This window comes from Kitasatospora sp. MBT63 (genome assembly GCF_000710465.2).
Lineage (GTDB): Bacteria > Actinomycetota > Actinomycetes > Streptomycetales > Streptomycetaceae > Kitasatospora.
The window spans coordinates 54,500-69,235 of sequence record NZ_JAIZ01000270.1; the positions used below are offsets into that span (position 1 = coordinate 54,500).

A 14,736-nucleotide genomic window follows, 5' to 3' on the forward strand; every position below is an offset into this window, starting at 1 on the left:
TCCGGACCGCAGCCCCTTCCGGCACCCCGGTGGGGGCTTCGGTCGGGGCTCAGATGGCGAACAGGGCGTCCGTCTGGGGCGGTTCGGTGCGTGCCTGCCGCCGGGCGGCGTTGCGCGTGGCGTCGTGGCAGCTCGGGCACCAGGCGGCGAGTCGCTCGGTGGGAAGGGCGGCGGCCTTGTGCGGGGGCAGGAGCATGTCGGCTGGGTCGGTAGGTGCGGCGACCAGGTGGACCATGCCGCCGTGTCTGCCGGCCCACCCGCCGTGGGTGCGGTCGCACCGACCACCGGACTTGGCGTGGGTGCTTCCGCAGGCCCCGCTGCACTGGCAGCGCCCTCCGGCGGCGGTGGTGACGGTCTGCCAGAGGGCCGCGCAGGCCAGCGGCGGGCGGGCGCTCATGCGACCACCTGCCCGGCGCCGAGGTGCTGGGCGGCGTGGCGTCCGATCAGCTCGGTGTAGGCGGGCGGGACGGCCTGACGGGCCTCCTTGGCGCTCATCCAGGTGCAGCCCATCGCGTCGGCGTAGGCCCGTTCCTCCTTGTGCTCGAACGAGAGAAGGGAGGCGGGGTGCCAGCACGGCGGGAGCAGGTCTCCGCAGGGCCCCCAGGACGTCTCGAAGAGGCGGTGCCGGCGGACCCGGAGGCCGAACTGGGAGCCGCAGAGCACGTAGTCGGGGCGGAGCGGGGCCTCGGGCAGGTTCTCGATCACGTACGGGCGGCCGGTGGCCTGCATGACCTTGCGGCCGGGGGTGAGCAGGTCGGGGTGGTCGGCGCGGTTGCCGCGCCAGGCGGTGACCCGGGCGAAGTGCTGGCACGGCCAGGACCCGTGGATGAGGTCGAACTCGGGGCCGTGGTCGGCGACGAAGTCGAGCGCGTCGCCCTGCACGAACGTGAACGGGTAGCTCGGCATCGGCTCCTTGTCGACGCCGACGACGTCGAACCCGGCGAGGTGGTAGCCCATCGAGAGGCCGCCGGCGCCGCAGCACGCGTCCAGCACCCGCAGCCCGTTCCACGGGCGCTCGGGCAGCCACACTGCGGGGGGCCGGGCTCCCGCCAGCCAGCTGCGGGGGCTCACCGGATGCTCCACGCGAGCAGGTCACCGAGCAGGGGCGCGTGGGTGTTGGCGTGGTCCACCAGGGCGTTGACGGCGCGCTTCGCCGTCCAGGTCATCTCCTCGCCCGGCACGGCGGTGGTCGGGGCGACCAGCACCGCGGCGGGTACGGGAATGAGGACGGTGGCGGTGATCAGGAGCGCGGTCCGGTCGGTGCGCTCCGGCTCGACCAGCGCGATGAAGCCGTCACCGGCTGCCCAGGGGTCGGCCTGCCAGTCACCGACGATCGTGGCGGGCCACTCGGCCAAGGCGCGGTGTCGCAGGGGGACGTCGACCCGCAGAGCCAGGTCGTCGCCGTCCTCGCCGGCGGACACGAGGGCGAGGGCGTGGAGGTCGGGGCGGATCCGCACGTAGCCGGGGGACATGACCGGGCTCGTGGCGATCTGCCAGGTGAAGAACGCGAACTCCTTGGCGGTGAGCGGCTCGCTCTCGTCGTGGAGGAGCCCGGGGTTGTGGGCGAGGTACGCGCCGAAGCGGGAGAAGCCGTCGGAGGCGTTCTCCCGGTCGGCCCTGTCGTCGGTGAGGGCGAGCGTGCGGGTGCTGAACTCGGGCATGCTGGTGTCCTGGTTCGTCTCGTACGGACTGGATTGGGCCCCGCAGCAGCCGTCCCATCTGCCAGGATTCGGCGGCTGCTGCGGGGCTTTCGTGCTGATCGGGCCGGGGAAGTTCTCGTTAGAACGGGGGCTCGTCGCCGGAGCGCGGCCCGGCCGCTGCGGGGGCGTGTGCGGCGCTCGCCCACGGGTCGTCGGTGGGCGCGGCCCCGCTGCCGTTGGTGCGCTGGGTCTTGGTGACCTTCGCGGTGGCGAACTTGATGCTCGGGCCGATGTCGTCGAGGTCGAGGCCGAGCATGGAGCGGTTCTCGCCCTCGGGGGTCTGCCAGTTGTGCTGGACGAGTCGGCCGGTGGCGACCACGCGCATGCCCTTGGTGAGGGAGTCGGCGGCGTGCTCGGCGATCTCGCGCCAGGCGGTGGTGCGCAGGAACAGCGCGGTGCCGTCCTTCCACTGGCCGGTGGTCTTGTCGTAGGTGCGCGGGGTGGACGCGATGGTGAAGCGGGCCATGGCTACGCCCTGCGGGGTGAAGCGGAGTTCGGGGTCGTCGGTCAGGTTGCCGACGACGGTGATCGGGGTCTCTCCCACGGACACGGGGGCCTCCAAAGGCGCTTCGGGTGTCGGGAGCGGGCTGTCCGTCCCCCGCGCCGCCCACCAGCCGCCGTGGGGGCGGGTGTTGGGCGGCACGCCGGTCGGCACAGGCCGGGTCAGCGGTTGCGGTTGGTGACGTTGACGGAGAGGTTCACGGCCCCGCCCCGGCCGCCCCCGCCGCTGCCGCTGGTGTTCTTGAGCAGCCAGATCAGTGCGAGGACGGCGGCGAGCAGGCCGATGCCGGTGGCTGCGGCGGCGATGGCCTGGAACAGGAAGCCGAGGCCGATCCCGGCGGCGCCGGTGCCGATCCCGCCGGCGAGCAGGCGGGCGGGCCACACGTCGCGGCCGGGCTCGGCGGCCTGGGCGGGCAGGTAGACCGAGGTCGGGTCGATCGCGTGGAGGGGCACGGCTTGGTGGTTGGGCTGAGGGACGGGCCGGTACAGGGTGAGTGGGGCGGTCTGGGGCGGTGCGGCGTAGAGGGGTTGGCCGTCGGCGATGTAGAGCACCGCCGCGGTGGGTGGCGTGTACGGGTGCTGGTCCATGGCGGTGCTCTCCTTCGAAGTCAGTGCTGGGCGATCAGGTGGGTGGCGACGGCGAGGGTGCCGAGCAGGACGGCGACGATCAGCCAGCGGGCGGCGGGGGTGAGGGTTCGCCAGGTGCCGATTAGGGCGACGGCGATGCCAGTGGCTGCGGCGAGCAGAAGCGGGATCACGGCGGTATCTCCGGTCGGTCAGTGGTGGGTGATGAGGCCGGCTATCGCGGTGAGGAAGGTGTTGACGGGGCCGGCGATGCCGGTGGAGGCGAGGGTGAAGCCGGACAACCACAGCACCGCCGCGGTCGGCAGGGAGACCCTGCGCCCGCGAATCAGCACGGCGCTGAGGATGGCCAACAGGACGGTCAGGCTGATGGAGACGATCACGGTTCTGGCCCCTTTCCGGGCGGCGGTTCGGGGTGCGGGAAGCCCCGCCCGGAGGGCGTCCGGGCGGGGCGTGGCGCCTGTCATGCGGCCTGTCATCGGGCCTGTCTGTCACCTGTCGCCTGTCACCTGTCTGTCACCTGTAATCCGCAGGTCGGACGGGGGGTTTCAGGTGCCGGTTGGTCCGCGAGACCCCTTTGGGGCGCGGCCGGAACAGGTGACAGGCTCAGGCGCCGGGGGCGTGGCTGCGGTGGACGTAGCGGGCTTTGCTGCCCTCGCCGACGCGGACCGCATCGCCGCTCTCGACCCACGCCTTGAGCCAGTTCTGGAGGACCGGCCGACGGGTGCCGAAGCTGTCCTTCATGGCCCGCTCCATGGCGGACGCGCCGGTGCCCTCCGGGCCTGCGGCGATCAGCAGGGCCAGAGCGGCGTCTTTCGCACCGGGCTTCTCCGGCGTCGCCTGCTCGCGTCCGCTGGTCCACGTGGACGGGTCGGACCAGTCAGCGGCACTCGCCCCGCCACCGGGCTCCTCAGCCGGCGGCAGGAGCCAGATCGACTCCAGGTCGTCCACCGGATCGGCCGCCGCGTGCTGGTCCCAGTGCGCGGTGTGCTTCCACCCGCCCACCGGCGAACCGGCGGCCAGACCGGCGGCGGTGACGCCGGTCGCGCCCGACTCCGGTCCTGCGGCCGGGGCGGTGTCGGCGCCGACCGTCGCGGGGGCCCAGAGGTGGCCGCAGCGTTCCATGGTCCAGCGCTCGGTGTACTCCTCGCCCGCGGCTTCCAAGGAGGGCTTGTCGAGGGCGGGGCGGCGGTGGGCAGTGATGGCGCTGATCTCCTCGATCTGGTCGGGGGTGATGCGCCACTGCTGGGCCTTGGCGGGCTGTTTGCCCTCGGTACCGACCAGCATCGACCCCGGGCCGGAGAAGGAGTCCTCGGCGCGCAGGGCGCGCCAGCCGAAGAGGTGGCCGAGTTCGGAGTCCTCGTAGGCGCCGGTGGCGACCCGGTTGGCGGCCATCTTGCGCACCAGCGGGTCCGGCAGGACGTCCTGAGTGACCCGCAGGGCCGAGAGGACGGCGCGGATCGCCATGGCGCGGGCGATCCGGATCACCTCCGAGACGCCAGCCAGCACCGCGCGGGCCTCGCGGGTGGCGGCGACCTCGGCACCCTCGTCCACGATGATGACGATCTCCGGCACGTCGGGGCCGACGGGCAGCTTGTCGTCGTTGGCGTCGCGCATGGCGTCCTGGTAGGCGACCTTGCGGCGCTTGGCGATCCGCACCGCCGCGGCCAGCATGCGCTTGGCCTCGGCCGGGGTGGAGGCCACCCAGTCCACGCCGGGGGCGGGGATGTCAGCCTCGGCCCACCTGCTGCCGGGCCGGTTGAGCTGGGCGTCACGCCAGGCGTTCAACCAGGGCAGGGCGAGCGACCCGGCGTTCAGGTCAATCACCCACACCAGGGTGTCGTTGGCCTGGTCGAGCCGGGCGATCAGGTTGTGCAGCCAGTTCGTCTTACCCGTGCCGGTGGGGCCGGTGGCGATGGTGGACGCCTGCCGCAGGTCCAGTTCCGCCCGCGCGCCGTCGGACAGCAGCGCGACCGGGACCGGGTTGTTGACGGTGGTGACCTCGTGCATCTCCTCGACCGGGAACGGCAGATCGGTGCCGGCCAGGCTGCGGGTGGTGACCTGGACCAGGACCCGGCGCCGTGAGATGCCGGGGGCGACCTGGAGGCCGCAGCCGTCCGGGAGGTCGAGGTCGGCGCCGAGGTTCTCAGCCTTGTCGGTGATCGCGCGGCGGGTAGTGCCGCCCTCGGGAAGTTCGAGTTCGAGGGTGTACCCGGCGCCGGACGGCCAATGCTCGATACCGAGCACGGTCACGTCCACGCCGCAGACGCGCTTGATGCGATCGGTCCAGTCGGCGGCCATCTGCCGGCGGGCGCCGATCAGCAGCAAGTGGCGACGGGCCTCCTGCTCGACCTCCTCGTGCCCGGCGAGCACCGGGGCGAGGGTGCCCGCCGTGATCCCGGCGACGGCGAGCGCGCCGAGGTGGGGCCACGTCCACGGGCCGCCGTGCGCGATCGCCCACGACGCCCAGCCTCCGGCGGTCAGCCAGCAGGACGCACGGAACGACAGCGTGGCGGCGGTCAGGCGGCGGCGGGCCCCGGCCAGGGCCGAGCCGAGCGCGCCCGCGGCACCGGCGGCGAGCGCCCACCCGGCGGGCATGCCCGTGGCGTGGCCCAGGCCCGCGGTGGTCAGGGCGCCGAGGGTGCCGTTGACGGTGCCGGACAGCACCCCGTGGGGCGCCTTCCAGTCCACCGTCAGCGGCGGCTTCTTCGTGCTGCGGCTGCTCATGAGGCATTCCTCCACAGGGTGTGGACAGGGACGGGCCGCCCGCGCGCAGTGCGCGGGCGGCCCAGGAACGGAGAGGGTTGTGACAGCGCCGGATGGACGACTGTCAGACGTTCCACTTGCGCTCGGCCTCCAGGCCGTTGCGCGGGTTCTCCACGCGCTCCAAGTCCTCGGCGTGGGCCTGCCGGAACACCGGGGCGACGTTCTCCAGCGCCTGCACCACCCGGCCCATGGCCTGGTAGCCGACGGCGATCTCCTCGCTCACGGCCTGATCCAGCGGGAGCTGCTCGGCGCCCTTCTCGGCGAGCACGCGCAGCACCTCCTGGATCGTGGCGAACGCGACCGGGAGGTCGTCGGCGAGGGTGCCGAACTCGGTCATGTGCTCCGGGTCGAAGGTCGAGGCGGCCTGGAGCATCACGTCGGCCGCCGAGGAGAGGGAGAACGCGGGAACAGTGGACTCGAACTCGGACACGGTGGCCTCCTGATCGGTGGACTTGCCCAGGGTGATCCGCGCGACCAGACCGGCCGCACGCTTCGAAACCGCCTTCACGCCGGCGGCGGGGGCGGTGGGTTCGGGGCGGCCGGGGACGTTCACCCGCTCCGCCGGGACCGGCACCGCAGGAGTGTCCGCCGTGCCGGCCTTGCCGGTGTTGCCGGCGAGGATCGCCGCGTCGCGGGTCTTCTTCACGGCGCGGGCGCGGTCGGCCAGGCGGCGCCAGACGGCGCGCATGTGACCCGAGACCCTGCCCTTGTGCCGCCAGTTGAACGCCGCAGCCGACGCCGCGCCGACCAGGCCGGCGGCCAGGCCGGAACCGGTCATCCGGGCCGCGTGCCGCAGCTCGGAGCGGCGGAGCATCTTCGCCTGCTGGGCCGAAACCTCCTCGGCCGCAGCCGACTTGGATCCGGCCGCACCCGCGTCGGCGCCGGTCACCGGGTCGAGACCGGCGCGCTTGCGGGCCCGCGCCAGCCCCTTGGCCAGACGCTTGTCCGTCCTCTGCGCGATCTTCGCGGCCTTCTGCGGCGACAGCCCCGGCCACCGGCCGGCCGACGGCGACCCGGCGGCGGGCTTGCGTAGGTCGTACGCCACACCGGGGCGGGCAAACGAACCACCCTTCCGCCCAGTGGAGTTGGACGTCCTGGTGCTGCCGGGGTGGTGCGCGGCGGTGCCGCCGTGAGCTGTTCGGGCGGAGACCGTGGGCCGGGACGCCCCGGCCGCGTGACCGGCGGAGCGGTGACCGCCGCTCACCGGGCCCGCGCCCGAGTGACGAGCGACGGGGACGGTGGGCGCGGAGTGGGGTGCGGCGGCGGTGTGGCCGGTGCGGTGGGCGGCGGCCCTGGTCGCGGCGCGCATGCCCGACGCGCTCGGCCCGCCGAGGCCGGACACCGGGCCGGGGGCGGCACCGTACGCGGTGCGACTGGCGGGGACCTGGCCGTACGCGCTGCCGCGGGCACCCGAACGGGCCGCCCCCGGTGTGCTGGGAAGGCTCGTCCGGCCGAGGGTGCGGCGGTTGCGGGCGCGCCGGACGGCGCCGCCGGCGGCGAGGACGGCCGCGGTTGTCCCCGCGACGGCCAGCGCCGCGGGCACGCCGAGCGCGAGCGCGCCGGAGGCGACGGTCCCGGCTGCGTTCGCGGCGGCCAGGGCCAGCGGGACACCGGGCACCGCGGCGGCCGGCACGGCGGGCGCGGTGGTGGGCTTCGGAGGGGTGGCCGGGGTTGCGGGCGCTGCCGTGACCTCGACCACGGTCGGAGTGTCGGTCATGACGATCTCCTGCCTGGTCAGCGGGCCTGCTGGATGACCGCACCGACGTACTCGGGGCGGCTGGTGCGGCCGAGGTAGTGCCCGTCGGCGGCGAAGACGTGCCACCAGTCGACGGTGCCGCTGTCGTTGGTGGTGTGCGCGCAGGTGAAGCCGTGGAGCGGGAAGACGTCCACGACGCGGGTCTGCTCGAACTCCGGCTCGGGGGCCGGGATGAACTCGGTGCTCATGACGTCTCCTCGCTCCCCGCGCCAGCCAGGGCGAGGGTCTTGGGTGTCGTGGTGCGCAGTTCCTGGTAACGGGTGGCGATCCAGCCGGTGGACCAGCCGGTCAGCTCTGCGGCGGTCCGCTGCGGCAGGCCCGCCGCAACAGCGGCCTGAACGATCTCCCGGGCCCTGTCCTCGGGCAGCCGCTCCGTGGCGGGCGCGGCGGACAGCAGGGCGGCGCGGGCCTGCTCGGCTGCCAGGCGCTCACGATGCTCACGCTCGCTCGCGGCCTGCTCACGACGTGCCCGCTCGGATCGCTCGGCGGCCTCCCGGCGGGCGCTCTCATCGCGCTGCGCGGTCTCGCGGCGAGCCTGCTCGGCCTGCTGCTCGCGCCACATCCTCAGCTCGTGCTCACGCTGCTCGCGGACCTGCGCAGCGTCGAACTCACGCCGCTCACGCTCGGCCCGCGCCGCCGCCTCGGCGGCAGCCGCGCGCTCCTCCCGCTCCTGCTGCCGCGCCTGCTCGGCCAGACGGTGGCGCTCGGCGCGCTCGGCCTTCTCAGCAGCCTCACGGGCGGCCAGCGCGCCAGCAATCGCCTTGCGGTAGGCGAGGGAAGTCTCCGCCGTGACGATCAGCAGAAGCGGCGCCACCGCGTGCACGGCCACTCCCACCGCATCGTGGTCCAGGGCGGACTTGCCCACGTTGAGCAGTACCGTCATCAGGCCGGTCATCCAACGCAGCACGACCGGCCACCGGCCACCGGCCGCCGTCACCGCGCAGCCGAGCCAGGGTGCTGTCCATCCGCACCACGATCACCACCGCCGCATCAACCACCAACGGCAGGATCGGCGCCGTCCAACCCCAGCCCTTCGGCGTGTGCGCGGACATCAGCGGGGTCACCGTGAGCACGCTGTACAGCACCGCTCCGAACGTGATCGCCCACGTTCCGGCACTCAGCGCCCGCTCGGCAGAACGGATCTGCTGCGGGGTCACCAGCGTGTTCACGGCCGCCCCCGATGAGGCCGCCGTGAGCGACCCGTGAGCAACTGCGAGAGGCCGGTGAGCATCGCTGTCGCGATCACGCCGCACCCCCCACCCCGGCCGCAATCACGGCCTCGCGGGCAAGGCCACGCTGGCGTGCCTGGCGGTTCTGTTCACTGCGCTTGAGCGCCCGGCGCTCGGCGGCGGTCAGTCCGCCGAAGACGCCGTGCGGCTCGTTCCGGCGGAGCGCACCCGCCAGGCACTTGTCCTTGACCGGGCAGCTGGCGCACACCGCCAAGGCCCGCCGGGTGGCGAACTCAACCGCGGCCGGGTCGGCGTCGGCGTCGTCCTCGTCCGGCTCGGCGAAGAACAGGTCCGGGTCCACGCCCTTGCAGGCCGCACCGGGCAGGTTGCCGTCCGGGGACGGAACGACCTCCACGGCGTACGGGCCGGTCGGGCGGGCGATCAGGTGCGCGTGGGCGGTGCCGCGGATCCCGCGGCGGACGAACCGAGTCATCACGCCGCCGCCTTCCACACCAGTGCCCGACGCCGCTTGGCCGTGCGCATCAGCGCCTTGGCGTAGCGGGCGGACTCGGGGGCGAGGTCGCGCAGAACCTCCCGGGCCACCGCGAGCCGCACCACCGTGTCGGTGGCCGTCTCCTCGTCGGTGCCGGCGAACAGCGCCACGTCAATACCGAGGGCCAATTCGGCGAACTCGGAGGCCGTAGCGGCCTCCTGGCCTGCGACAATCAGTCTCATGGGTCGTGTTCCTTCACTCGGACGGCCCTGCGCGGCTCCGGTGTGCCAGCACCGGAGCCGCAGCCGTAGCGACAGGTACGGGCGGACGCTCGACGAGCGACCGCGGAAACCCGACGTGCCGCCGCCGAAGCGGTGCACGCCGGGAACCGTGAGCGCTGGTCGGTGCCTCACTGGCCAGCGGCACAGCGAGGCGACCTATGGGACTCGCGGATGATCAGGCCCATTGGGACCTTCTTCTGTTCGAGCAACAAGGAATTCGCACTGCAAGGGGGGTCACGCCCCCACTCTCCGGCCGTTGCTCGCGGTCACCGGGCCACCTCGCCAGTCAGGGCCGAAGCCCCTGTCCCCTGGCCTTTGCAGAGATTGCAGCGTCCTCCGCCTCAGCTCACAGCCGCCCCTCGGAGGGCGGTCACGCCGCTCCCCTGGTGCGTTTTCGCAGTTCAGAGCAGCCCAAAGAAGGGTTGCCAGTTCGCCAGCCTCGCCATGCAAGACATGTTGAACATGTCTCTTACGATGGCGCTGAACCGACGCCTCGTCAAGTCCCGTGTTGTTTGAATCGGGAGACTGCCCCGATCGCGCATCACTAGATTCGCGCGCCGAGGCATGTCGAGATACGGCGCTGGTGGACGACCTCGCGCCTACTTCGCTACGGTCAAGTCGTCCCGCATCGTCCAAGCGCCACCGCATCGTCCGGGGGAGGACGACATGGTCAATGAGCGGCTTCGAGGAGCGATCCTCACAAGCGGCCTGACGGTTGAACAGATCTCGGAACGGCTCGGCGTCAGCGCCCGCACGGTGGAGCGGTGGGTCGAGGCCAAGGACCAGCGCAAGCCGTACCGACGCTTCCAGTACGCCCTTGCGAACCTCCTACAGCGCGACCTGTCGGACCTGTGGTCGGACGAGGAGAGCGTTGGCCAAACGGCCGAGGCCGGCCGGGCCGAGTTGGTCAAGCTCTACCCGCATCGGGCAGTGGTGCCAAAGGAGTTGTGGACTTCGCTGTACGCCGGAGCGACCCGCAGCTTCGACCTGGTCGTCTACGCTGGCTTCTGGCTCTCCGAGGACCCCACCTTCTTCCGCCTGATCAGGGAGAAGGCAAGCGCCGGCGTTCCCGTCCGAATGATGTTGGGCGATCCCGACTCGCCCGCGATCGCCCAGCGCGGCGAGGACGAGGGGATCGGTCCGGCAATGGCAGGGAAAATCCGTAACGCGTTGGCCAACTACGCACCGCTGTTCAGCGTGCCGGGCGTCGAGTTCCGACTGCACGCCACCACGCTCTACAACTCGCTCTACCGCGCTGATGACGACATGCTCGTCAATGGCCACGTATACGGCGTGGGTGCCTATCTCGCGCCGGTACTTCACCTCTCGCAGGTCCCGGGCGGCGAGCTGTTCAGCACGTATGCGGCCAGCATCGAACGGATCTGGGAGAGTTCCCGGAGGATCACTGCCCCGATGCTTGAAGGCGAGGCCGCATGAGCCGGATCGACTACATCAACGACCCCAGCGCGCCGGCAGCGAACTCCGTGGTCCCGTCGGTCGTGGCCGTCGTCCAGGACCAGGCCGGTCGCGTGCTCCTGATCCACAAGACGGACAACGGACTCTGGGCGCTGCCCGGTGGCGGCCACGACATCGGCGAGTTCATCGCCGACACGGTGATCCGCGAGGTGCGCGAGGAGACCGGGATTGACGTCGCGGTCGTGACGGTCACCGGGCTCTACACCAACCCCGGGCACCGTATGGCGTACGACGACGGCGAGGTCCGCCAGCAGTTCTCCATCTGCTTCCGCGCGCGGCCGGTCGGCGGAGAACTTCGGACGAGTGAGGAATCGAAGGAGGTCCGCTGGATCGACCCAGCGGACCTCGGTGACCTCGACATCCATCCGTCCATGCGGCTGCGGATTCAGCACGCCCTCGACCCGGATCGCGTTCAGCCGTACATCGGTTAGGCCCCGGGGCCGGCCAGCGTCAACCTGCGCTCCACGCGCTGAGCCGCCGCATGGATTTCCGGTTCCGCTCGGCGGATGAACCGCCCAACGATGCTGTCCGGCCCGTACCGGCTCACGATCTCGGCGACCCTCGCCGGTGTGGTCGTTGGCGTGCCGTCCGGGGTGGTGGTCATGTCGCAGTAGATCAGCGCATCGACCAGTCCGGGCTCCTCCAACGGGAACTCAGCCTTCAGCTCCTCGCGCAGCCCACGCTCTTCTGCCTCCAACAGTGCACAGGAGTGGTGGGCAACGAGCCTTACGACCCGCTCGTCCACCCGCTCGACGTTGCGCAGGAACCGCGCGCCGTCGAGCGGGTGGAACCCGGTGTCGGTGATGCGGGGGGAGTACCCGACGTCGTGCAGCACGGCGGCAGCTTCGAGCAAGTCGGTATCCGGCCCGAGGATCGGCGCCAGCGTCCGAGCCCGGCCAGCCACTCCCTGGGAGTGGGCCCAGCGGCGGGGAAGGTCTTCGGAGAGCAGAGCTTCAGCGAGGTCGTAGGCCCACACGGTGGGGTCCTTCCTAGGGGGTGGATGGTGCGATGTTCGGTCCCGACAGCGCGCGGACGAAGCGCCCCTTGCCCTGCCGGACTTCCAGCACGCCAGCGCCTTCGAGCTGGGCCAGCGCACGACGGACGGTGCCCCGCGACGCCTCGGTCAGCTCACAGAGCTTGCTCTCCGGCGGGAACGGATCACCTGGAGCCAGACCTTCAGCGGCGATCAGACCGGCGATCTGGTCGTAGACCGTGGGCCTCGCCGCCGCGGTCGAGACCGTGCGGCGGGTGCCCTGCTGGGAGCGGACCAGACCCTCGTCCGCAAGAATCTTGAGCGCACGCCCGACGGTGCTTCGTGCGACGCCATACCGCTTCATCAGCTCGGCCTCAGACGGCAGCGTGGTCTGCCCGGAACCATCGCCGATCTCAGCGCGTAGCGCATCGGCGATCTGTAGGTACGTGCCACGTGGGCTCCGCTCGGCCACCAGTCGCTCCTTCCTCGTCCTGTGCACTCCCGCCACGATGAGGATGCCGCAATTCGGCGACGATCATCGAGGGCCTGGTCAGTATGACCGAGGTCAATTGGCCATCCCCACGGCACCTCGCTGGTGTGGTTCCCACGGAGAGCGGCTGTTCGTGAAGAGTCGCTCTGGGAGTTAAGGCGGGCAGGGCGCACCGGCGCGTGGCCCAGGCCGCTCGCCACCGCGCCCGTCTTCGCCGGGCGGTGGTGGCCAGCCGCGCCGGGTGCACGCAGACAAGCGGGAGACCTGTCCCTCACCCCGCCGTGGCTGGGGCGGGCGGCTCCACGGTTTACCCACCGGTCAGGACCGGAGCCGCACTGAGCAAGGCTTGGGGTCCCCTCGGCCGGATTGCGGGCTAAGGCAAGGAGCCGGCCCGAGATCGCGGGCAAGCGTACCGCCCCCGACCGTGCTCGGCCCCAATCCAGAGGACACCAGTCAAAACCGCTCTGCCGCCCGCCTCTAATCGCTATCTGCACCGGGCGGGCCGAACCTGATTCCCTTAATTTGAATCCCTGAGTTTGCGTAATTCGGGCCATAGTGAATGGCGGCAGATGGGCTGGCCGGGCTGTATATCCAGCGCGCTGGGTCGCCATTGGGGGCTCTCTTGAAATATTCAGCCTCATATTGCATTTCGGTGACGATCGGAATGAGCCCGCCAGCGAGTTGTATGGAATTATCGAAGACGCGTGAGCGGTGGGCAAATGCGCACATTACGTTTGGCCCTACGCGTGCGTTCCGATTGGAGACTGCCTGGATCGTCCTAGCCAGCACTCGGGCGATGGGCTCAGGGCCTTCAGTCTTCTCCAATATTCTCCTGATGCTGCGTTCAAGCTGATTTCGCTCGTTTCCTGTGAGCTGCTGCCCGGCGGCATGGAGCATGAACAGTGAGTCGGGTGGCAAAAATTTGAGATGGACCGAGAAGTTTTGGTCGGCCTCCTCCCGCCACTCCTCGCTCAGGTCCTGCGCGTTGCTGATCACAGCAAGGTAGGGGTGTAGGTGATCTGACGACGGTAGTCTTCCCTGAGCCTGCGGGTTCCTCATGCCGGCGAACCCGCCACCGACGAAGGATGTCCTCCTTGCGCTTCGGCGTTCTGTCGGGCGGCAGGCGAGCTGCAAATTTCGAATGCTGGAGGCTGCGGTCTTGGCAAGGGTGTCGAGGAGGGCGGGAAGTGGTTTTTCCTGGGCCATGCATCGCATTAGTAGCTCATCCGTGCGTTCGACGTGTGAGCAGCGCGCCAATCCGGTGAATGCAAATGCGGCCGAATTGCCAAATAGTGTCGCCTTATTGGCAACCTCCTCGTGAATGCTCCCATCCAGCAGTGTAAGTCTCCGGTCGGATGCCTGAACTGCAAATCTATTGGTGATGCAGGTGAGGAGAAGTGTCATCTCGACCCCCATGTTGAGAAATTCGGGCACGGGATAACTTCTCGTAGTTTCAACGATTGCGCAGCATCGACAGCCCTGCAAACTGGCGGCCATAAGGTTCCAGGGCCCTCGCGCCCGGATTCGGCTAGCAAGGGCTGATCGCACGAAGGGTCCGGGAGGCGGTCGCCACGCAGAAGACATGTCGAGCCGGTCGATCGCTCGAAGTGCTGAATCGGCGGCAGGTAGATCCTCATCGACTGAGACGGCGGATGGGTTTCCCGGGACCACTCCGGGACCACACGCTGTGCTCGGAGCCGAACAACACCCGGCTGGCCGCTTGGTGTGGCGTGCGCCAGAAAGCCCCCACCTGCGGAAACGTCCAACATTGCGATCTGGGGTCAAGCGTGTTGGTTCCGGTGTCACCGGTAGGCGCCGCTGCCACCCCGTGCCGGCGAATCATCAGCTTGGCGATGGGGGTTGATGGGAGACAGGGGTTGGTTGTCCGAGTGAGCGGCTAGGTTGTGGGCCAAGCACCTTGATCCGCGGCAGGTACAGCGTCGGGGATTGGTGACCTGGGGAAGGGGAGCGAGACGATGGGTGCGTGGCTGGTCCTGGCGGTGGGGGACGACCGCTCGCACGGGGGCAACGACGGGTACGACGACGAGCCGTCGCAGCACTACAGCTGGGACAGCACCGTCCCGAACCACGCGAACATGCAGGTCGGCGACGTGATCGCGCTGTGGGACAAGAAGGCCCTGCTCGGTGTCTCGGTGATCGAGGAGATCGCCAGGGAACAGGCCGAGAAGGACGTCTACACCTGCCCGCACTGCGGCAAGGCCAGCTTCAAGCCGCGCAAGACCCTGACGCCGGAGTACCTGTGCTTCGACTGCAAGGCCGAGTTCGACACCCCCGTCACCCGCCGCAGGCCGGTCACGACCTACCGCTCCCGCCACGACGCGGCCTGGACCGACATGGCCGGACTCCTGCCCGGATCGGTCCTGCGCTCGCTGTGCGACAAGCCCAAATCCCAGAACAGCCTGCGCCCGCTCCAGTGGGACAGACTCCGCGAAGCCATCGAGGCAACCGGCGAGAGCACCGTCCGGATCGTCGCAGCCGCCCACAAGGTCTGAGGTGACCCCTGCGATGTGGACACACCCGACAATGGA

At 70.7% G+C, this 14,736-nt stretch carries 20 protein-coding genes; 4 read left to right on the forward strand and 16 right to left on the reverse strand.

What is annotated here, in order from left to right; all coding sequences use genetic code 11:
• Positions 1 to 49: 49 nt before the first annotated feature.
• The 11 genes from AA75_RS17090 to AA75_RS17135 form a co-directional block, all read right to left on the reverse strand.
• Positions 50 to 397: a hypothetical protein gene (locus tag AA75_RS17090; protein ID WP_033820903.1), complete on the reverse strand. Its 348-nt coding sequence runs from the start codon at positions 395 to 397 to the stop codon at positions 50 to 52.
• Complete coding sequence (locus AA75_RS17095; protein ID WP_233289056.1) at positions 394 to 1,029, reverse strand: DNA cytosine methyltransferase; 636 nt, start codon at positions 1,027 to 1,029, stop codon at positions 394 to 396. The genes AA75_RS17090 and AA75_RS17095 overlap by 4 nt, the downstream gene beginning before the upstream one ends.
• A gap of 38 nt (positions 1,030 to 1,067) precedes the next feature.
• Complete coding sequence (locus tag AA75_RS17100; protein WP_033820904.1) at positions 1,068 to 1,661, reverse strand: hypothetical protein; 594 nt, start codon at positions 1,659 to 1,661, stop codon at positions 1,068 to 1,070.
• 118 nt (positions 1,662 to 1,779) lie between these two features.
• Positions 1,780 to 2,250 (reverse strand): single-stranded DNA-binding protein, encoded by a 471-nt coding sequence (locus AA75_RS17105; protein WP_033820905.1) that lies wholly within the window; start codon positions 2,248 to 2,250, stop codon positions 1,780 to 1,782.
• A 113-nt stretch (positions 2,251 to 2,363) separates the two neighbouring features.
• On the reverse strand, positions 2,364 to 2,789 hold the full coding sequence (locus AA75_RS17110; protein WP_033820906.1) for a hypothetical protein: 426 nt from the start codon (positions 2,787 to 2,789) through the stop codon (positions 2,364 to 2,366).
• A gap of 20 nt (positions 2,790 to 2,809) precedes the next feature.
• On the reverse strand, positions 2,810 to 2,959 hold the full coding sequence (locus AA75_RS47555; protein ID WP_149038192.1) for a DUF4175 domain-containing protein: 150 nt from the start codon (positions 2,957 to 2,959) through the stop codon (positions 2,810 to 2,812).
• Positions 2,960 to 2,977: 18 nt separating this feature from the next.
• On the reverse strand, positions 2,978 to 3,166 hold the full coding sequence (locus AA75_RS17115) for a hypothetical protein (protein WP_051812618.1): 189 nt from the start codon (positions 3,164 to 3,166) through the stop codon (positions 2,978 to 2,980).
• A gap of 223 nt (positions 3,167 to 3,389) precedes the next feature.
• Positions 3,390 to 5,510, reverse strand: coding sequence for a hypothetical protein (locus AA75_RS17120; protein WP_033820907.1), 2,121 nt, complete (start codon positions 5,508 to 5,510; stop codon positions 3,390 to 3,392).
• 103 nt (positions 5,511 to 5,613) lie between these two features.
• Entirely contained in the window at positions 5,614 to 7,266 is a 1,653-nt protein-coding gene (locus AA75_RS17125) for a hypothetical protein (RefSeq protein ID WP_033820908.1), read from the reverse strand.
• Positions 7,267 to 7,283: 17 nt separating this feature from the next.
• Positions 7,284 to 7,493 (reverse strand): hypothetical protein, encoded by a 210-nt coding sequence (locus tag AA75_RS17130; protein WP_033820909.1) that lies wholly within the window; start codon positions 7,491 to 7,493, stop codon positions 7,284 to 7,286.
• Positions 7,490 to 8,200, reverse strand: a complete 711-nt coding sequence (locus AA75_RS17135; protein WP_368666576.1) for a DUF2637 domain-containing protein — start codon at positions 8,198 to 8,200, stop codon at positions 7,490 to 7,492. The genes AA75_RS17130 and AA75_RS17135 overlap by 4 nt, the downstream gene beginning before the upstream one ends.
• A 59-nt stretch (positions 8,201 to 8,259) precedes the next feature.
• On the opposite strand from AA75_RS17135, the gene AA75_RS54010 reads away from it, so the two are divergent.
• Positions 8,260 to 8,511 (forward strand): hypothetical protein, encoded by a 252-nt coding sequence (locus AA75_RS54010; RefSeq protein ID WP_368666577.1) that lies wholly within the window; start codon positions 8,260 to 8,262, stop codon positions 8,509 to 8,511.
• Between the two features lie 36 nt (positions 8,512 to 8,547).
• On the opposite strand, the gene AA75_RS17140 is transcribed toward AA75_RS54010, so the two are convergent.
• The gene (locus AA75_RS17140; protein WP_082526592.1) at positions 8,548 to 8,967 is read right to left on the reverse strand and encodes a WhiB family transcriptional regulator; all 420 of its coding nucleotides are present in this window, start codon (positions 8,965 to 8,967) and stop codon (positions 8,548 to 8,550) included.
• Positions 8,967 to 9,209 carry a hypothetical protein gene (locus tag AA75_RS17145; protein ID WP_063794375.1) on the reverse strand — a complete coding sequence of 81 codons (243 nt, stop codon included), beginning with the start codon at positions 9,207 to 9,209 and terminating at the stop codon, positions 8,967 to 8,969. The genes AA75_RS17140 and AA75_RS17145 overlap by 1 nt, the downstream gene beginning before the upstream one ends.
• Positions 9,210 to 9,914: 705 nt before the next feature.
• Here AA75_RS17145 and AA75_RS17150 point away from each other — a divergent pair.
• Both AA75_RS17150 and AA75_RS17155 read left to right on the forward strand, forming a co-directional pair.
• The gene (locus tag AA75_RS17150) at positions 9,915 to 10,685 is read left to right on the forward strand and encodes a helix-turn-helix domain-containing protein (protein WP_033820910.1); all 771 of its coding nucleotides are present in this window, start codon (positions 9,915 to 9,917) and stop codon (positions 10,683 to 10,685) included.
• Positions 10,682 to 11,155 (forward strand): NUDIX domain-containing protein, encoded by a 474-nt coding sequence (locus tag AA75_RS17155; RefSeq protein ID WP_033820911.1) that lies wholly within the window; start codon positions 10,682 to 10,684, stop codon positions 11,153 to 11,155. Before AA75_RS17150 ends, AA75_RS17155 begins: the two co-directional genes overlap by 4 nt.
• Here the strand turns inward: AA75_RS17155 and AA75_RS17160 are convergent.
• The 3 genes from AA75_RS17160 to AA75_RS47560 form a co-directional block, all read right to left on the reverse strand.
• Positions 11,152 to 11,700, reverse strand: a complete 549-nt coding sequence (locus tag AA75_RS17160; protein ID WP_033820912.1) for an HD domain-containing protein — start codon at positions 11,698 to 11,700, stop codon at positions 11,152 to 11,154. The genes AA75_RS17155 and AA75_RS17160 overlap by 4 nt on opposite strands.
• 13 nt (positions 11,701 to 11,713) lie before the next feature.
• Positions 11,714 to 12,169, reverse strand: coding sequence for a GntR family transcriptional regulator (locus AA75_RS17165; protein ID WP_033820913.1), 456 nt, complete (start codon positions 12,167 to 12,169; stop codon positions 11,714 to 11,716).
• A 495-nt stretch (positions 12,170 to 12,664) separates the two neighbouring features.
• The gene (locus AA75_RS47560; protein ID WP_149038193.1) at positions 12,665 to 13,621 is read right to left on the reverse strand and encodes a hypothetical protein; all 957 of its coding nucleotides are present in this window, start codon (positions 13,619 to 13,621) and stop codon (positions 12,665 to 12,667) included.
• Positions 13,622 to 14,163: 542 nt separating this feature from the next.
• Here AA75_RS47560 and AA75_RS17170 point away from each other — a divergent pair.
• Positions 14,164 to 14,700, forward strand: a complete 537-nt coding sequence (locus AA75_RS17170) for a hypothetical protein (protein ID WP_051812620.1) — start codon at positions 14,164 to 14,166, stop codon at positions 14,698 to 14,700.
• The last annotated feature ends 36 nt before the right edge of the window (positions 14,701 to 14,736 follow it).

Coding starts and splice junctions, on each gene's coding strand:
- AA75_RS17100 (WP_033820904.1), bottom strand. CDS start 1,661: ATGCCCGAGTTCAGCACCCGCACGCTCGCCCTCACCGACGACAGGGCC.
- AA75_RS17140 (WP_082526592.1), bottom strand. CDS start 8,967: ATGACTCGGTTCGTCCGCCGCGGGATCCGCGGCACCGCCCACGCGCAC.
- AA75_RS17120 (WP_033820907.1), bottom strand. CDS start 5,510: ATGAGCAGCCGCAGCACGAAGAAGCCGCCGCTGACGGTGGACTGGAAG.
- AA75_RS17135 (WP_368666576.1), bottom strand. CDS start 8,200: ATGACCGGCCTGATGACGGTACTGCTCAACGTGGGCAAGTCCGCCCTG.
- AA75_RS17130 (WP_033820909.1), bottom strand. CDS start 7,493: ATGAGCACCGAGTTCATCCCGGCCCCCGAGCCGGAGTTCGAGCAGACC.
- AA75_RS17150 (WP_033820910.1), top strand. CDS start 9,915: ATGGTCAATGAGCGGCTTCGAGGAGCGATCCTCACAAGCGGCCTGACG.
- AA75_RS17110 (WP_033820906.1), bottom strand. CDS start 2,789: ATGGACCAGCACCCGTACACGCCACCCACCGCGGCGGTGCTCTACATC.
- AA75_RS17170 (WP_051812620.1), top strand. CDS start 14,164: ATGGGTGCGTGGCTGGTCCTGGCGGTGGGGGACGACCGCTCGCACGGG.
- AA75_RS17155 (WP_033820911.1), top strand. CDS start 10,682: ATGAGCCGGATCGACTACATCAACGACCCCAGCGCGCCGGCAGCGAAC.
- AA75_RS17145 (WP_063794375.1), bottom strand. CDS start 9,209: ATGAGACTGATTGTCGCAGGCCAGGAGGCCGCTACGGCCTCCGAGTTC.
- AA75_RS17090 (WP_033820903.1), bottom strand. CDS start 397: ATGAGCGCCCGCCCGCCGCTGGCCTGCGCGGCCCTCTGGCAGACCGTC.
- AA75_RS17125 (WP_033820908.1), bottom strand. CDS start 7,266: ATGACCGACACTCCGACCGTGGTCGAGGTCACGGCAGCGCCCGCAACC.